Raw genomic sequence first — 16313 nt, forward strand, 5'->3', positions numbered from 1 at the left:
CAATCTTGGGGGGACTTATCCTGTATGTGCAATGAGGAAGCAAAAGTGACACCAGTCAGAGAGAAAAAAGTGGAAAAAATTGCGATCAAACACTGGCCGCGGTGATGCGGATCCAATATCCCGTGGTGCGGGTAATGGCGATCGGCATGGTTTGCGCCAGAGCATCCAGCGTGTAAGGCACATCGTCCAGCGGGAAGTTGCCGCTGACGCGCAGGCCGGCAATCGCCGGATCCAGCCGGATAACCGCCGGGCTGTAATTTCTTAGCGAATCGATAACCGAACTTAGCGATGTATCCTGTACTTCCAGCCGCCCCTGGGTCCAGGCGGTTTCGGCAGTAGGGGAAATAGCGATAGGCATTAGCGTGTCATGGTTGAACCACAGACCGTGGCCGGCTTCGACCCGCCGGTTTTCACCGCGCAGGTTGGTGACTTTTACCACTGAGTCTAAGACTGCCAGATGGATGCCGTCGGATTCCCGGCGCACGTTAAAACGCGCTTCGCCTGCCAGGATGCGACCCATTTCGGTATGAACGCTGAACGGTCTGACGTCATTCACCACGTTGGCAATGAAACCGCCGGTGCGCAGTGTCACATTGCGCAGATTATCGTTGAAGGCGATATTCAGCGCAGTGCGGGCGTTTATATCCAGAATACTACCGTCGCCCAGCTCAATGCGCCGTCGTTGGGCGGTGTTGGTGTGAATATCGGATAACAGGTAAGGTAGCGGATATTTCTGGTTTACCACCAGGCCGCCAACCACCGCGACGGCGGCAATGCCCAGGGTGTTTTGCAGAAATTTGCGGCGGCTGGAGGGGGCGAGCAAGGTCTGGCGAACGTTTTCCCGCGGCATGGTGTGCGTCAGCGACTGGATTTTACCCAGCGTGGTTTCTATTTGGGCGCAAGCGGCGTCGTGGCTGGCGTCGGAATAACGCCAGCGTTCATATTCGCGAAAATCATTGTCCGTGGCTTCCCCGGAGCGTAACAGCACCATCCATTCGATGGCTTGTTGAGCAGTGGGAGTAGGGCGTCGGGATAATCTCATTATTTTTTCGCTACAGTATGGGTTACTCAGTTTGACCCGAGGTTGCAAGGTAACAATTGGTGAGCGCTTTCGCTACGTATTTACGCACCATGCTGGCTGAAACGTCCAGCTCTTTGGCGATTTCAGCGTAGGTCATGCCATCCAATTGATTAAACAAAAAAGCCTTGCGTGCATTGACAGACAAACCGTCCAGCGCACGATCAATGGCCAGCAAGGATTCGATAACCATCTCTTGCTCTTCCGGCGAAGGGTGGCAAAGCTGCGGATGGCTTGCCAACGCATTAAGATAAGCCTGCTCCAGATCGCGGCGGCGCCAGGTTTCATATAATATCCGCTGGGCCAGCGTGGTCAGCATTGCCCGCGGTTCGCGAATTTTAAGCAGCTCTGGGATCGCGGCTAGCTGTACAAAGGCTTCGGAGGCGATGTCTTCTGCGCCGGTGCCGTGGCTAATCCGCCGTCTCAGTTTATCGGTGAGCCACCGGTAATCGCTGCGAAAAATAAGCGTTAATGCATCTGTTCGGCTGGTAAATTCGGCAGGCATCATCTCATCCGTCTGTCTAAAATCTGAGCATAAAACCTTTCATAGGTCTCAACAATGGATCATTAAAGCCAATCCTGGGATGGCGTCGCTGTTAGCGGCGGGGTTTCCCGTACGCAAAGCGGAAAGTTAATTCAAACCTGCCCAGCAATAAGCGGGCCAATAATATTTGGCTCTAGCTTATACCCTGAGAATATAAGTAGATTTTTTCTTTTATAAGGCAAATTTTTTTCAAAGCACAGCGTACACAGCATGCGGTTGCACAACAACGGATAGTTCGCAGACTATGAAACTACTGTTTTGCACCGAAATGATGCGCAATAGCCACAAACCCCCCATTATTGGGGCGGAGTATTCGCTGCCGTCTTATCTGTCGTCACCGCATAAATGACAGGAAAAAATATTCACAGCATTAGCTCTTGAGATAAAAAATCTCATTTTTCTCAAAAAAATTTCTATCGACTGGTGACACATTTCTCCCTTCGTTGCACATACAGGCTGAAGACAACGAACTGACCCATAACAATATGGCGTCGCAATATTTTTTTCCCTTTACTCTGGGAGCGGAAGCAATGAATGAATTACTGCAGCACGCGTGGAAGAAACGTGTTCGGCCAGGCCGGTTGGCGTTAGCGATAAATATCACCTTTGCCGTGGCAAATACCGCAGTATGGCTACCGCAGTCCGCCTACGCTGCTACGGCCGCGCCAATACATTTTTCGGTACAGCCGGGTTCCCTGGAACAAGGGTTATTAACCATTGCGCGCCAAAGTCAGCAAACTATTTCCTTCGATCCTAAATTGGTCGCGCCATATCAGGCCACACCCGTTGACGGCACTTTTACTATCGAACAAGCGATTTTGCGTCAGTTACAGGGGACGCCGCTCTCCGTCACGACGACCGCTAACGGCACCCTGACCATTGAGGCTGTCACTACGGCCATGCCAACGGCCGCCTCATCGGATTTGCAGGCGGCAAAAGACAGCGGTCAGACGCTGCCGACGATCACCGTCAGTGGCAGCGCCGATCAAAGCGAAGACGCCTCGGTCTATAACCCGTCGATGTCCAGCACCGCCACCCGCACTAATTTATCCCTGCAGGAGACGGCCCAGTCGGTGCAGGTGGTGAGTCGCAAGCTGCTTGACGACCGTCAGGCTGTCTCGGTGGAAGACGCTTTGCGCAACGCCGGCGGCGTTACGATGCAGGGCGGCAGCCGTGGCTCCAATTCGATATATATTCGCGGTTTTAACGTGACGGGCGGGTCGACGGACGGTGTCTCTAACCCCAACAGTAACGTGAACGGTAGCGCCACCGGCTATTCCAATATCGATGGCGTTGAGCGTGTGGAAGTGCTGAAAGGTCCGCAGGCCGTGTTGGCCGGCAACAGTTCGCCTGCCGGTTCGATCAACCTGGTGCGCAAGGCGCCCACTGCCGATCCGTTGCATACGATAAAATTCGAGGCGTCCAAATATGGCGAAGTGAAAACCGCCATCGATCTGGGGGGGCCGCTGAACGATGATAAAACCTTCCTCTACCGTTTAAACGCTTCCACCATGCGGGCGGATAACAGTTTTCCTGATTTCAACGGCAAGCGCGGCGAGTATGTCGCGCCGGTATTGGCCTGGGTAACGGACAACACCTATTTTAAAGTGGGGGCGGAATTCAATACCGGCAGGACTTCCGGCCCGGCGGCGACCCTGTATAGCAATGGCCGTATTCAACGCCTGCCTGAATACCGCCTGGGCGATAAGGACAATTACTTCTCCATTAATGCCAAGACGGTTTATTACGAACTGAATCAGAATTTGTTCGACAACTGGTCTTTTAATAGCAAAGCCACCTACCTGGACAACACCACGAATTACCGTCTGCACGAACTATATGGTTCAAGCCCGGATGGCTCGTTAGTTGTCCACGAACTGGGCAATAAGCAGGATCTCAACTCTATCAGCCTGCAAAACGATATTCGCGGCAAGTTCGATACCGGGCCGTTAACCCATAATATTCTGATGGGTTACGATTATCAGCGCGCGAAGACCACCAGTTGGGATTTGTCCTTTGGCAGGATTTATACCACCGCTAATTATAACGATCCCGACAGTCTGTCTTTCCCGACTATTCCCGATCCTAATTTCAGATCCTACAAGATGATCCAGGTACAAAAAGGGGTGGTTTTGCAAGATCAGATCGATATCTGGGAAAGGCTGCATTTTCAGCTATCCGCTAAACGGGCCGAGTGGACATTGCGCAACTCAGCATCTAAGACGGGCGATAAAAGCATAACCAAATGGATACCGGGTTATGGGGTGAGCTTCGATATCACGCCGGAAATAACGGCCTACGCCAACCTGTTGAACAGCTTTGCAAGTGCCGGCACGGTCAATTCCCGCACCGGGGAAATGATGGATCCTTCTACCGGTAAATCCAAAGAAGCCGGATTTAAATTTAATTTGCTTGACGATAACCTGACCATTACTACGGCTTTATTCCATATTGTGCAGAAAAATGTGGTCATTACCGACATCGCCGGCAACGCGGTCGGTGCGGAAGGGCGGGAAACCAAAGGCTTTGATTTTGATTTGAACGGCCAGATATTGCCGGGTTGGAATATCTCCACCAGCTATACCTTCGCCCAGCCTAAGGATGCGGATAATTCCGCAATTACTGGCGCAACATCAAAATCAAGGCTTACCGCGCAGCCAAAACACTCTGGCAGTATCTGGACCACCTATGAACTACAGGATGGGCGATTTCAGGGATTGGGCGCGGGCGTCGGCATTCAGGCGGCCAGTGATACCTGGAACGGATCGACAAATAATTATTTCAAGATGGGCGGTTGGGCGCAGACCGATGCCTCGGTTTTTTACCATCAACCTAAATACACCATAACGTTGGGCGTGAATAACATATTTGATCGCGATCTCTACTATTACTCAACCACGGTGAATTATATCGGTGTCAAGCCGGGCCGCACCGCGCGCTTATCCGTGACGTACTCGTTCTGATTTGTGGTAAATATGACCGAACAATCAATAAATAAAACGTTGCCTGATGATGGTAAACGGCCTGGCGTATGGCAATTAATCCGTCCTTTTTGGGTATCGTCGGAAAAGTGGCTGGCCATATTGTTAATTGCCGTTATTTTAACGATTAATTTCAGCAATACTTACGCCAGTGTTGCCTTAAATAAGCTACACGGGCAGTTAACCGATGCACTTGTGGCGCTTGACTGGCCGCATATCAGCACCATCATGGTGAAAAGTCTGGCCATCGGTACGGTCTCGACGTTATTGCCGCTGGTCAGCGTATTGTCGATTGATTATCTGACCCTGCGCTGGCGCACCTGGATGACCGCTCGCTACGTGGAGCGTTGGACCCAGCGCTCCACGTATTACCAGTTAGAGCGGGATAATTTAATCAGCAACGGCGATCAGCGTATTGCGGAAGATATCAATCTTTTCACCGACGTCACCATTAACCTGTCCACCAATATTATCCATGTGGTGGTCAATGCCGTGACCTTTACCATTATTTTGTGGGGATTATCCGGCGCCTTGTCTGTCCCCTTGGGGAACGCGACTCTGTCGATCCCCGGTTACATGGTATTTGCCGTCTATTTATATTCATTTTTCCATCTTGCGCTGAGCCACTGGTTGGGTAAGGTGCTGATTGGCGTCAATATGAATAAACAAACGGTGGAAGCGGATTTCCGTTTCCTGGGTATGCAGATGCGTGAAAACGCCGAGCAAATCGCCTTTTTTGGCGGCGGTGAACGCGAGGGGCAACGACTGTTGTCCCGCTTCGACCGGGTACGGGCCAATACTCTGCTGCTGATGCGCAAAACCTTTAAGCTGAGGTTTTTCCAAAGTATGTTCACCCAGGTCTTTTCACCGCTGCCGACTCTGCTGGCGCTGCCGTTATTGTTGTCGGGGAAAATTACTCTGGGTGGCCTAACCCAGATTACCCTGGCGTATGGCACGGTGCTTGGTACGCTCGCCTTTTTCCCTCAGGCTTATCAATCTTTTACTAACTGGATGGCCCTGGCCAACCGGCTGCGGGATATGCTCTGGGCGTTGAATAAGGCCCGCGATCAGCCCGACGGCATCCGGCTGGAAAACCGCGGCGCAGCACTTCGCTGCGCAGGCGTAACCCTGCAACGTCCGGACGGCGCAGTGCTTGCACGTCTGCCGGACTGGCAGGTGGCGGCCGGCGAACGCTGGGTGGTGCGGGGCCGTTCGGGTAGCGGCAAGAGCACTCTGCTGCGCGCTTGCGCTGGGCTATGGCCGTTTGGCGAAGGTGCTATCACCCGTCCTGAGTCGGCGCGCATGCTGTTTTTGCCGCAGAAAAGCTATATCCCGGTCGGCACGTTAAAAAGCGCGCTGGCTTATCCCGACGAACCGGAAGCCTTCACCGAGCAGCAATATCGCCAGGCGCTGGTGGACTGTTGTCTGGCGGAGCGCGTTGATTCGCTTACCCAATTCGAGCGCTGGCAGCAGGTGTTATCCGGCGGCGAACAGCAGCGGCTGGCGATGGCGCGAGTGCTGTTACACCGCCCGGATATGATCTTTCTTGATGAAGCGACCAGCGCGTTGGATCCGGAAACGGAAAGCCGGCTCTACCAGGCACTGATCGAGCAGCTCCCCAACAGCACCATTATCAGTGTGGCCCACCGCAAAGAGCTGGAACGTTTCCACCAGCATATTTTTAACTTGACGCCCGGACAGGGCAGTTAACACCGATACAGGATCCCCCAATGTCAAATAAACCAAACGAGTTAACTGACGTCAGCCTTGATGGCTTTCTGGCTGACGCAAAACTGCCGGTGCTGATAGACCTGTGGGCGCCGTGGTGCGTGCCTTGCCGCAGTATGTCGCCGATTATCGACAAGCTGGCGAAAAACAGCGCAGGTAAACTGCTGGTGGCCAAGATCGATGTGGAAAAATATCCGGCTATCATGGCGCGCTTTGGCGTGCGCGGTATTCCTACCTTGCTGTTATTCAAGGGCGAGGCGCAACCGGAGCGCCAGGTGGGCGCGCTGTCCCAGGGGCAGCTTATCGCCTGGCTGGCCGGGCATCAGGTGGATTTAACCTCGCAGCCGACGGTAAGGCATGCGGAAGCGTTGGAGTGGGCCAGTTTTTATGGCGATGAGGCGTTGCACGATTTTATCGCTCAGCGCGCTATCGGCCATGCTGCGGCGGGTGATATCAGCGTGGGGCTGGGCAGCTTCTGGGCTGACGGCAAAGGCAGCGCGTCGGCCGCGATGGTACACCAGTCCGAGAGTCGCGCTTTTGAGCGGATCACCGGGTTGCCGCTTGCTGTTGGGCGGCTGCTCGATATCTGCGGTTATCTGACGGCGGAACAGATGAATGCCCTGTTCGCGGCGCTGCGCGCCGGCAAGGATTACCGGCTGGCGCCGTTGCGCTTTATGCACTGGTGGTTTAGCGAGGAATCGGCGCCCTGGGCCAGCTATTTTCGCGATCCGCAACTGGTGCAGTTGCTCGCACGCTGGCGGGCATTATGCGCCGATCGGCTCGCGGGCCGTGAAACGCCATCCGATGCCTGGGCGGCGGTGGGCGAGCAGGCAGCCTTGTTGCTGCAAGGCTATCAGCGGCCGGATCGCCAACTGGAGCAGATTTTCGCCACGTTGTTACAGCTCCTGTCGCCGGTGCCCGTCACCACCGAGGGTGATCAATGGGGCAATATTGCGATCAACATCCACTGGGCACAGTTCCATCATCTGGAGATTCTCTCAGGCTGGAGTGATGAGGATCGGGCAACGCCCAGCGTACGCATTGGCTGGTTTAAGGAAAAAGAGCGCCAATCCCCGGTCGGCCAATTGACCCCGGACGAGATCGCTTCCCTGAGGGCGGAATGGGCGGCGGGAAACGCGGAGTTCCTCACTAAAGAAAACGCCTTCCATCACGATCTTCCGCAGTTGTTCCTGCCGGTGAAAGCGCGGATGCAGCAGGAATTCAACCGCCTGCTGGCCGAAGCGCCGGACTTTTAACCCATGACCGATGATCCGGAGGCCACCATGGCGAATATCTTTGTGCATAGCCAACAGCAACTGGCGGAGCTGGCCGACAGCGTTATCGCGCAGGCGATGCGGACTGGCGCCTCTGCCGCGCAGGTGATTTTTTCCGAAAGTAACGGCCTGTTGATTGAAATGCGTCAGGGCCGACTGCGGGCGCGTACCCGTGATGCGCAGTCCGGCATGTCGCTGACGGTCTATCGCGGGCAGCAGCAGGGCACCACCAGCACCACTGATTTTTCACCGGCGCGCCTGGGCGAGACCGTTCAGGCAGCTTGCCGGATTGCCGGCTATACCGGCGAGGATAAGTTTGCCGGGTTGCCGCCGGCGCGGTATTTATGTCAGGCGCCGCGCGAACTTGATTTATGGCACCCCTGGGAACTGGACGAAACCGGCGCGCAGGCGTTGGCCCACAGCATAGAGAATGGTATCAATTCGGTGGGGGAATGGGTGGTCAGCGATGGTGCCTGGGTACGTTCCAGCCAATCCCAATGGTACCTGATGAACAGCCAGGGATTTGCTCAGGGCGATCGGCAAACCAGCCATGTGATGAGCGCCAAGGCGCTGGCCCGAAAGGCGGGACGTAGCCAACTGGATTTCTGGTATTCACAATCTCATCTTGCGCCGTCGCTGATGGCGCCGGAGGCGATCGGCCAGCACGCAGGGAACGGGGCGCTGGCCGCGCTGGATGTCGCGCCGCTGAGCGGTAGCCGCCGCTGCCCAGTGCTGTTCGATCCGCGCAGCGCCCTGTCGTTACTTGAACATCTGGTGCAGGCGGCTGGCGGCGCGGCGCTATATCGCAACAACAGTTTCCTTGCCGGTCGCCTTGGTCAGCGCATTTTCAATGAGCATATCAGCGTTGAGGAAGATCCGTTTGTCCCGCAGGGATTAGCCAGCCGGGCATTCGATGGCGACGGTATCAGCGGGGTGGCGCGCAGAGTGGTGGAAAATGGCAGCCTGACCGGTTTCTTCCTGTCCGCCTATGCCGCGCGCCGTCTGGGGATGGAACCCACAGGCAACGGTTCCGGGCCGGGCAACTTGATCCTGCGCAGCAGTCGCACCCAGGCCAGCGATAATTTCTCCGCCATGGTGAAAAAACTTCATACCGGCCTGCTGGTAACCAGTTTCAGCGGTGGCGGGGCGCGTTTAATTAACGGGGATTACTCCCGCAGCCTGCGTGGCTTTTGGGTGGAAGAGGGTGAAATTCGCCATGCGGTTGACGGTGTGACCGTGGCGGGCAACCTGGCGGATATCTACCGCAACATCGTGGCCGTCGGCGCCGATACCCTGACTCAAGGCGCGCTGAGCAGCGGTTCCGTATTAATCGACAGCCTGCAGGTGGCGGGGCGTTAAGCCAGAGGAATTTATCATGAGTGAATCAGTAACAACATTGCATCTGGCGCAGGCAAAACAGCAGTTGCTGGAGTCGCACGGCGTCACTGACGCCCATTTGCAGGCGATGATGGATCAGGTGCTGGCGCACCGGATAGACTATGCCGATCTTTTTGTTCAGAGCCTGCGCCGCGAAACCTGGTCGATGGAAAACGGCGTGGTGAGAAGCGGCTCCTTTAATGTCGATCAAGGCTTTGGCCTGCGCGCCGTGGAAGAAGACCAGACGGCATTCGCCTATTCGCAGCATATCGACCAAAAGCATCTACTGGATGCCGCCCGCTCGGTAAAAACCATCGCTGCGCCGGGCAGACGTTGCCAGGTCGCACTGGCGACCGATTCCGCCCATCGGCCTAACTTCATCGCCGACGATCCGTTGTTGACCTATGATGCGGTGCAGAAAATCGGCCTGCTGGAGAACATCAACCACATGGCGCGGGCGATTGATCCGCGGGTGGTGCAGGTGACGGCCAGTCTGGAACTGACCCATTCGGTTAACTATATTCTGCGGCATGATTTCCATCAGGCGGCGGATATTCGGCCGATGTTGGTGTTACGCGTGAGCGTTGTGGTTGAACAACAGGGCGTGCGCGAGACGGCCAGTACCGGCATCGGCGGGCGTGGCGATTTCACTCTGTTCAACGATGAGAATGTGCAGGCTGCACTGCGCGCGATCGTCAATACGGCGTTGATCAATCTGGCGGCGATCGCCGCGCCATCCGGCAGTATGCCGGTAGTGATTGCCGCAGGCTGGCCCGGCATGCTGTTGCATGAGGCGATGGGGCACGGCTTTGAAGGTGACTTTAACCGGCTGGGCACCTCGGTGTATTCCGGGCGCATCGGAGAACGGGTGGCGCAACCCGGCGTGAATATCGTCGACGACGGCACCGTGGCCGGGCAGCGTGGTTCATTGAACGTTGATGATGAAGGCCATCCGGCCCAATGCACTACGCTTATCGAAGACGGTATCCTGAAAGGCTATATGCACGACAGCCTGAGCGCGCGCCTGATGAAGCTGCCGCCGACTGGCAATGGCCGCCGCCAGTCTTACGCGCATTTGCCGATGCCGCGCATGACCAATACCTTTATGCGCAATGGGCAATATGCGCCGGAGGAAATCATTGCTTCGGTGAAACGCGGGCTGTATCTGGCTGATCTGGGTAGCGGCCAGGTGGATATCGTCAGCGGCCAGTACAGTTTCCAGAGCGCACTGGCGTATCTGATTGAAGACGGCAAGATTACCGCGCCGGTTAAAGGCGCCACTCTGACCGGCAACGGTCCGGAAACCCTGAAGTTAATCAGTATGGTCGGCAACGATCTGGCGTTGGATCGCGGTACTGCCGTATGCGGCAAGGCCGGGCAGAGCGTACCCGTCTGCGTAGGGCAACCAACGTTGAAAGTGGACAACCTGGTCGTGGGGGGAACACGTTAGTAGATAACAGCGGCCAGGCTTTAAAAATTTATATTAAAAGGGGTTTTCTGGCGGTACCTGCTCGCAGACCGTCGATCCAGTCTGGAGTCGCGGTGGAGATTACTTTCATACCTACCTCGAAGCGGAATGCGCCTTGGCCGAGAGCGATCACCTCTCCGGCAAGTTCGGAGCCGGGTGTGAATGGGAATTTGAGGGGAAGTCCCCGGCCGGTTTCCACTACCATTTTGTCGCGGTAGTTCAGCGCCACGGCGTTCACCTTGACCAAAACCTCTCCCGGGCTCACTCCTGGGATCGGGACATCGTTCAACTTCAGGTACTGCCTGCCTATTGCGTTGATTTCCCAGCGTTTCATCGTGCTTCGGCGGGTTGCCCGCTCATCTGGCTGTGGGACGTGCTGATGCTGGCCCAACAGCCGACTCAATGAACGGCTGCCTTACGCCGAAAATCACTTCGGTGAGCACTCGCCCCCACTTTACCTTGCGGGTTGATACCCGCAAGGCGAGTCCGCCGTATGTTTACGCAATGCGTTTTCTATACTTTTTTTATATGGTTATAAATTTTTTTTACTAATGGGTAAGGTTTTCATAAACCGAAGTCATTGGCGTAAAATCTCAAGTAAGTGCTATTTGCAAGAATATAAAATTGCAATTTTTATTCCTGTAGAATAAAAAACAAAAGCAATAAATGAGCCATTATAAATAGATAAACAATTTCGTTTGATTTAAATCAATTAGTTCACATGAACAAATTAATAGCTGGCTAAGGAAATAAAATATTGCATTTAAAAAATATAGACACAAAAAATTAAACAACTTAATGTTTCTTTCATCTGTATAAATACAAACATTTTAATTGTTAGACAACTGTCATTTTATCACTCTTCTATGCGTTTGTATTCTTGTCCTTAGATGATGTTGCTCACGAAAGGACGATCAATTTATTGGTGTTCAGGCAGAAGGGAGCGCATTTATTTTCGAAGCATGGAAGGAAAAAGAAGATATAGCAAAAAAAACGTCTATTGGTGTAAATACCTGAGCAGACAGTTTACAAGCAAAGTTACCCAAAGACAGGGTTAAAGCATTGTCAGCCAGAGTTGATACACGAGGTTTTTTTTATGACCGTCAATGATGAGGAAATTCTTTCTGCAATGGCGGTAATGGCTCTCTCTGTCATCCTGACTAGGCCTGTATCGGTAGCCTCATTAGCCGGGATTATGAAGTTACAGAAAAATGGAGTTATTGCTAAAGATAAAAAGATTGTCATGATTCACACAGGAAGTGGATTGAAGAATATGAATAGTATAGGAAAATTATTTCGACAGCGATTTAGTGGTTTGAATTTAATTCAATGAGGCGATAAATTGGCTATTAATCACTTTATAAAAGATTATTCAAGTTCAGCAATGATAACAGGGTTTATAGCTGTTCTTGTTTCTTATGCAGGGCCTTTCGCTATTGTATTTCAAGCGGCAAATACGATAAACATGCCGACTGAGTTAGTGACCTCGTGGGTATGGGCTATATCAATAGGTAGTGCTGTAACCGGCATATCACTGAGCCTGTATTATAAAATGCCAATTATTACCGCATGGTCAACACCCGGTGCAGCTTTGCTGGTTGCCAGTTTGGCGCATTACAGGTATGAAGAAGTGGTAGGTGCATTCCTTATTTCTGGTATGTTAATTTTTATTTTAGGGATTACTGGACTATTCCAAAAAATAATGAAGCAGATTCCTTCAACAATCAGTGCTGCTATGTTGGCAGGAATTCTATTTCACTTCGGTGAATCTGTTTTTAAACAACTCGAAGTTAACATGTCATTCGTTCTTCCATTGATTATTTCATATCTTATTGGCAAGCGTTTATATCCCAGATATGCAATATTATCCACGCTCGTTATTGGCTTTGCTCTCGTTGGGTTTGAACGAGGGTTAAATCTAGAAGCGGGAGATTTCTCTTTTGCAACCCCAATATTTACGATGCCTGAATTTTCTACTGCATCGATCATTGGCTTGGCGATCCCGCTATGTATCGTGACGATGACCTCGCAAAACGTTCCTGGGCTAGCGGTGCTTAATGCTGATGGATATCGGCCAAATGCAAACCCACTGATTTATGTTACGGGCTTGATTTCTATTGTGCTTGCTCCGTTTGGCGCTCATGGCATTAATCTTGCCGCAATTACTGCCGCAATATGTACTGGCAGAGAGTCTCATGAGAATGCCAGTAAGAGGTATGTTTCTGGCGTCTTTTGCGGATTTTTCTATCTTATCATCGGGTTATTTGGCGCTGCTGTTGCAAGTGTGTTTTTTATCTTGCCCCAAGCATTGATAGCAACTATTGCAGGCTTGGCGCTATTTTCATCATTAGGTAATGGACTTGCATTGTCTATGCGCAATGAGAAAGAAAGAGAAGCGGCATTAGTCACCTTTTTAGTCACTGTGTCTGGCTTCTCATTTTTTGGCATCGGTTCAGCTTTTTGGGGGCTTATCGGTGGGATGCTAACCCATGTATTGGTTGTTTATCAATTTAAAAGAAAGTCTGTTTCGCTGAGCTCTCAGGAGTAGAAACAATTATGAAAATTATAGTTGCGCTCAAGAGTGCTATTGATCCTGGTATTAGAGTTAAGATTAAACATGATGGTACAGATATTGATTCATTGCATGCTAAAAATGTTATTGATCTTACCCAGCAATAGTGGACACGTGACTAAGTGAGTAAACTTCCAACCAGAGGAGACTCGCATGACAAAATCAGCATCAACCAGCAAGAAACCCCGTAAACAACACACGTCTGAATTTCGCCAGGAAGCCTTAAACTGGCTGAACGTATCGTAGTGCCTTGTTGACCGTGTTTTCACACATTGGTTTATACGGACTATGGTCGCCGGGGAACATCAGTTCCAGATGGCCGAATATCTCTTTAATCTACTTGAGGATGACGGCGACCTGTCTTGACAAGGGAACGATATGCGGCGTGCGCATTTTGGCTCCCCGACCGGAGTAACATGCCCCGAGAAAAGCTTCGCGTGTTGCTAGTATCGTCCATATTTTTCCCGATGCGGAGGGAAAACTAGAAATGCATCGGGAAGGTTTTTCGTAAGCGCCCGGCAAACTCATATTGTTAACAAAACTCTGCTGCCACATGCTGCCCTCACTCAATAAAACGAACCTGAGGTAAAATATGGCAAAACGGTATTCTCACAGTGAACGGCAACAGCATCTCGACGCCTGGCAACAGAGCGGGTTAACTAAACAGCACTATTGCCAGCAACACGATTTGAACCCGGCCACCTTTTATTACTGGCTCAAACATCATCACGATGACGCTACCGTCCCCGTTCCCGCAGCATTTATTCCTGCTCGCCGGGTTATGCCGGGGAATAACGACGCCGACACGGTGACGCTCAACCTCCCCAACGGCTGTTCGGTCCGCTGTCTTCCCGCTCAGTTACAGGCCGTGATGCAGGCCTTGTCCCTATGTTAACGCTGCAACACATCTGGCTGGCGCGGGAGCCAGTCGATATGCGCCGGGGTATTGATACCCTGACGCAATACATTACCGACCACCTGCACCAACCCTGGCAAGGGGAAGCCGCTTTTGTCTTCTGCAACAAGGCGCGCTCGCGCATCAAAGTCCTGCGCTGGGACAAGCACGGCGTCTGGCTGTGTCTTCGCCGTCTTCATCAAGGCCGTTTTATCTGGCCCAGACAGGGCGATGCCGCCTGGCTGTTGTCACCGGAACAGGCCGACTGGTTAATGAAAAGCATCGACTGGCAACGGGTAGACGGACTGGATTTAACCGGCTGGAAATAGTTATTAATGCTTTGATTAACAATGACAATATACCATTCTGCTGATAAAATAGGGGGCATGAATATCGACGCATTGCTGGCCTCAAAAGACCCCGATGAACTGCGCTCTCTGGCGTTGAAATTACTCGCGGACCTTGAGCAGCAGACGCAGCGAAACCAGGCACAGGCAGGTTACATCCAACAACTGGAAGAGGCGCTGAAAACGCCCGTCACTGGCGCTTCGGTCGAAAAAGTGAAGCCTTCCAGGGGGAACAGCGCGGACTGTTCGATGAAGATATCGAGGCCGATGCCGCCGATATCGAGCAGCAGCTGGTCACATTATTACCCGAACCTAAAGCGGAAAAACCCGCAGTGCCTAAGCGCCGACCGCTGCCGCCTGAACTGCCACGCCAGGATATCCACCTGGCTCCGGCATCCGATGGCTGCCCGGACTGCGGCCATGCCCTGCGCTTCATCCGCGACGAAATCAGCGAACGGCTGGAATATGTACCGGTCCGCTTCATCGTGCATCGCCATATCCGTCCGCAGTTCAGTTGTGAACACTGCGAGACCGTCGTCAGTGCAGCCCTTCCGGCGCAGCTGATAGAAAAAGGCCAGCCCGGTCCGGGCCTGCTGGCGCAGGTGGTCAGCGCCAAATGCCTCGACCACCTGCCGCTCTACCGTCAGCAGGCGATATACCAGCGCAGCGGTGTCGACCTCCCGCGCAGTACCCTGGCGGGCTGGTTCGGGGCGGTTGGCGCGGCGCTCAAACCGCTGGCCGACGCGCTCCATCACGACCTGTTGCAGCATCCGGTGCTCCAGGCCGACGAAACCCCGCTGTCCATCCTCGACCCCGGCAAGGGTAAAACCCAGCGTGGTTACCTCTGGGCCTATATCACCGCCCGGGGGGCTGACCGGTCGATAGTGCTTTATGACTGTCAGCCGGGACGCAGTGGCCAATATGTCCGTGATGTGCTTGAGGGCTGGCGCGGCACCCTGGTGGTGGACGGTTATGCCGGTTACCAGGCGCTGTTCGACAGCGGCCAGGCACTTGAGGCCGGTTGCTGGGCGCACGCCCGGCGCAAGTTCTTCGAACTGTTCACGGCCAACAAAAGCCCGGTAGCCAAACTGGCTCTCGATGCTATCCGTGAGTTGTACAAACTTGAGCGTAAAATCAAACAGCGTCCGGCGGATAAAAAACGCCAGTGGCGACAGCGCTATGCCAAACCCCGGCTGGCGGTCTTCCACCAGTGGCTGGTGTTGCAACAGCCGCAGGCCGCGCCAAACTCCGCACTGCGCAAAGCGCTGGACTACACGCTGAAACGCTGGCCGGCGTTGTTGCGTTATCTGGACGATGGCCGGGTGCCCATCGATAATAACCGCACGGAAAACTGCATCCGCCCGGTGGCCGTAGGCCGCAAGAACTGGCTCTTTGCCGGGTCGTTGCGTGCAGGGCAAAGGATGGCGTCTATCCTGAGTCTGCTGGAAACCGCGAAACTCAACGGCCACGATCCTTATATCTGGCTGCGTGACGTATTAACGCGCTTGCCTACCTGGCCCAACAACCGGATCAGCGAGCTGCTGCCTTACGCCGAAAATAGCTTTAGCTAATACCGACCAGTCTATAATGTTACTTCAGTGGCGCAATGTGAGTTCGCCGGACGCTTACGTCCCATCTGACGTTCAACGGCATCCTTTTGACCATAACCCTGATTCGATCAGGGAGTTACATGCCATTGTGCGGAATCCATGACCGCAAACTTCCCTCTGGGTGATGAATTTCTTTCAAGATGGCAACGGCCTGTTTACTGAGTGGAATAAAATGAAGGGTTTTCATCTTGGCACCGCGATGTGAGTTTTTCACACCTTTAACCGCTTCACGCTCTTCCGGTATCGTTCATAACGATTTTTTAAAATCGATCTCTGACCAACGGGCAAACCGAAGCTCGCTGGAACAGATAAAAATCAGCAGGGTGAGCTGAACCGCCAGTCGGGTAAGCAACCGACCTTTATCTTTGTCAATGTGCCCTAAAAATTCATGGTAGTGTTCAAAGGGAAGGGCAGGACGATGCTGGCGTTTATCTGTGTT

Annotated in this window: 13 protein-coding genes and 3 pseudogenes; 11 read left to right on the plus strand and 5 right to left on the minus strand. The window is 53.2% G+C overall.

Going from position 1 to position 16313, the window contains the following annotated elements; all coding sequences use genetic code 11:
• Positions 1–85 precede the first annotated feature (85 nt).
• Entirely contained in the window at positions 86–1042 is a 957-nt protein-coding gene (locus DDT52_RS02165) for a FecR family protein (RefSeq protein ID WP_136154902.1), read from the minus strand.
• A 22-nt stretch (positions 1043–1064) separates the two neighbouring features.
• Positions 1065–1583, minus strand: coding sequence for a sigma-70 family RNA polymerase sigma factor (locus tag DDT52_RS02170; RefSeq protein WP_136154903.1), 519 nt, complete (start codon positions 1581–1583; stop codon positions 1065–1067).
• A 569-nt stretch (positions 1584–2152) separates the two neighbouring features.
• On the opposite strand from DDT52_RS02170, the gene DDT52_RS02175 reads away from it, so the two are divergent.
• From DDT52_RS02175 to tldD, 5 genes are read left to right on the plus strand one after another with little or no spacing between them, the layout of a single operon-like run.
• On the plus strand, positions 2153–4585 hold the full coding sequence (locus DDT52_RS02175) for a TonB-dependent siderophore receptor (protein ID WP_136154904.1): 2433 nt from the start codon (positions 2153–2155) through the stop codon (positions 4583–4585).
• Between the two features lie 12 nt (positions 4586–4597).
• Positions 4598–6313, plus strand: coding sequence for an ABC transporter ATP-binding protein/permease (locus DDT52_RS02180; RefSeq protein ID WP_048639494.1), 1716 nt, complete (start codon positions 4598–4600; stop codon positions 6311–6313).
• Positions 6314–6333: 20 nt separating this feature from the next.
• The gene (locus tag DDT52_RS02185; RefSeq protein WP_048639493.1) at positions 6334–7587 is read left to right on the plus strand and encodes a thioredoxin family protein; all 1254 of its coding nucleotides are present in this window, start codon (positions 6334–6336) and stop codon (positions 7585–7587) included.
• A 27-nt stretch (positions 7588–7614) separates the two neighbouring features.
• Positions 7615–8964, plus strand: a complete 1350-nt coding sequence (locus tag DDT52_RS02190; RefSeq protein ID WP_136154905.1) for a TldD/PmbA family protein — start codon at positions 7615–7617, stop codon at positions 8962–8964.
• A 16-nt stretch (positions 8965–8980) separates the two neighbouring features.
• Positions 8981–10432, plus strand: a complete 1452-nt coding sequence (gene tldD / locus DDT52_RS02195; protein WP_095834415.1) for a metalloprotease TldD — start codon at positions 8981–8983, stop codon at positions 10430–10432.
• 28 nt (positions 10433–10460) lie between these two features.
• Here tldD and DDT52_RS02200 read toward each other — a convergent pair whose 3' ends face one another.
• Entirely contained in the window at positions 10461–10784 is a 324-nt protein-coding gene (locus DDT52_RS02200; RefSeq protein ID WP_136154906.1) for an alcohol dehydrogenase catalytic domain-containing protein, read from the minus strand.
• A 762-nt stretch (positions 10785–11546) separates the two neighbouring features.
• Here DDT52_RS02200 and DDT52_RS02205 point away from each other — a divergent pair.
• Genes DDT52_RS02205 through DDT52_RS21360 form a run of 3 tightly spaced genes read left to right on the plus strand, consistent with a single transcriptional unit; the run spans position 11547 to position 13129 of the window.
• Positions 11547–11783 carry a pyridoxal-phosphate dependent enzyme gene (locus tag DDT52_RS02205; protein ID WP_136154907.1) on the plus strand — a complete coding sequence of 79 codons (237 nt, stop codon included), beginning with the start codon at positions 11547–11549 and terminating at the stop codon, positions 11781–11783.
• A gap of 9 nt (positions 11784–11792) precedes the next feature.
• The gene (locus DDT52_RS02210; RefSeq protein ID WP_247595457.1) at positions 11793–12998 is read left to right on the plus strand and encodes a benzoate/H(+) symporter BenE family transporter; all 1206 of its coding nucleotides are present in this window, start codon (positions 11793–11795) and stop codon (positions 12996–12998) included.
• Positions 12999–13006: 8 nt separating this feature from the next.
• The gene (locus tag DDT52_RS21360) at positions 13007–13129 is read left to right on the plus strand and encodes a hypothetical protein (protein WP_281728895.1); all 123 of its coding nucleotides are present in this window, start codon (positions 13007–13009) and stop codon (positions 13127–13129) included.
• Positions 13130–13262: 133 nt separating this feature from the next.
• Here the strand turns inward: DDT52_RS21360 and DDT52_RS21095 are convergent.
• A pseudogene (locus DDT52_RS21095) lies at positions 13263–13484 on the minus strand (integrase); the annotation flags it as partial.
• A gap of 130 nt (positions 13485–13614) precedes the next feature.
• Here DDT52_RS21095 and tnpA point away from each other — a divergent pair.
• The 3 genes and pseudogenes from tnpA (at position 13615) to tnpC (ending at position 15835) form a co-directional block, all read left to right on the plus strand.
• A complete protein-coding gene (gene tnpA, locus DDT52_RS02220) occupies positions 13615–13917 on the plus strand; it encodes an IS66 family insertion sequence element accessory protein TnpA (protein WP_247595458.1) in 303 nt (100 codons plus the stop codon).
• On the plus strand, positions 13911–14246 hold the full coding sequence (tnpB, locus tag DDT52_RS02225) for an IS66 family insertion sequence element accessory protein TnpB (protein ID WP_136154908.1): 336 nt from the start codon (positions 13911–13913) through the stop codon (positions 14244–14246). Before tnpA ends, tnpB begins: the two co-directional genes overlap by 7 nt.
• Positions 14247–14303: 57 nt before the next feature.
• Positions 14304–15835 (plus strand): annotated as a pseudogene (gene tnpC, locus DDT52_RS02230) (IS66 family transposase).
• Positions 15836–15888: 53 nt separating this feature from the next.
• Here tnpC and DDT52_RS02235 read toward each other — a convergent pair.
• Positions 15889–16313, minus strand: a pseudogene (locus DDT52_RS02235) (tyrosine-type recombinase/integrase); the annotation flags it as partial.

The sequence above is a fragment of the Brenneria roseae subsp. roseae genome (assembly GCF_003115845.1).
In the GTDB taxonomy this organism is placed as follows: Bacteria; Pseudomonadota; Gammaproteobacteria; order Enterobacterales; family Enterobacteriaceae; genus Brenneria; species Brenneria roseae.

Bases quoted from the DNA above. Each gene is read 5' to 3' on its own strand.
- DDT52_RS02205 (WP_136154907.1), top strand. From the start codon at position 11,547: ATGACCGTCAATGATGAGGAAATTCTTTCTGCAATGGCGGTAATGGCT.
- DDT52_RS02165 (WP_136154902.1), bottom strand. From the start codon at position 1,042: ATGAGATTATCCCGACGCCCTACTCCCACTGCTCAACAAGCCATCGAA.
- DDT52_RS02175 (WP_136154904.1), top strand. From the start codon at position 2,153: ATGAATGAATTACTGCAGCACGCGTGGAAGAAACGTGTTCGGCCAGGC.
- DDT52_RS02200 (WP_136154906.1), bottom strand. From the start codon at position 10,784: ATGAAACGCTGGGAAATCAACGCAATAGGCAGGCAGTACCTGAAGTTG.
- DDT52_RS02190 (WP_136154905.1), top strand. From the start codon at position 7,615: ATGGCGAATATCTTTGTGCATAGCCAACAGCAACTGGCGGAGCTGGCC.
- DDT52_RS02185 (WP_048639493.1), top strand. From the start codon at position 6,334: ATGTCAAATAAACCAAACGAGTTAACTGACGTCAGCCTTGATGGCTTT.
- tnpA (WP_247595458.1), top strand. From the start codon at position 13,615: ATGGCAAAACGGTATTCTCACAGTGAACGGCAACAGCATCTCGACGCC.
- DDT52_RS02170 (WP_136154903.1), bottom strand. From the start codon at position 1,583: ATGCCTGCCGAATTTACCAGCCGAACAGATGCATTAACGCTTATTTTT.
- tldD (WP_095834415.1), top strand. From the start codon at position 8,981: ATGAGTGAATCAGTAACAACATTGCATCTGGCGCAGGCAAAACAGCAG.
- tnpB (WP_136154908.1), top strand. From the start codon at position 13,911: ATGTTAACGCTGCAACACATCTGGCTGGCGCGGGAGCCAGTCGATATG.
- DDT52_RS21360 (WP_281728895.1), top strand. From the start codon at position 13,007: ATGAAAATTATAGTTGCGCTCAAGAGTGCTATTGATCCTGGTATTAGA.
- DDT52_RS02180 (WP_048639494.1), top strand. From the start codon at position 4,598: ATGACCGAACAATCAATAAATAAAACGTTGCCTGATGATGGTAAACGG.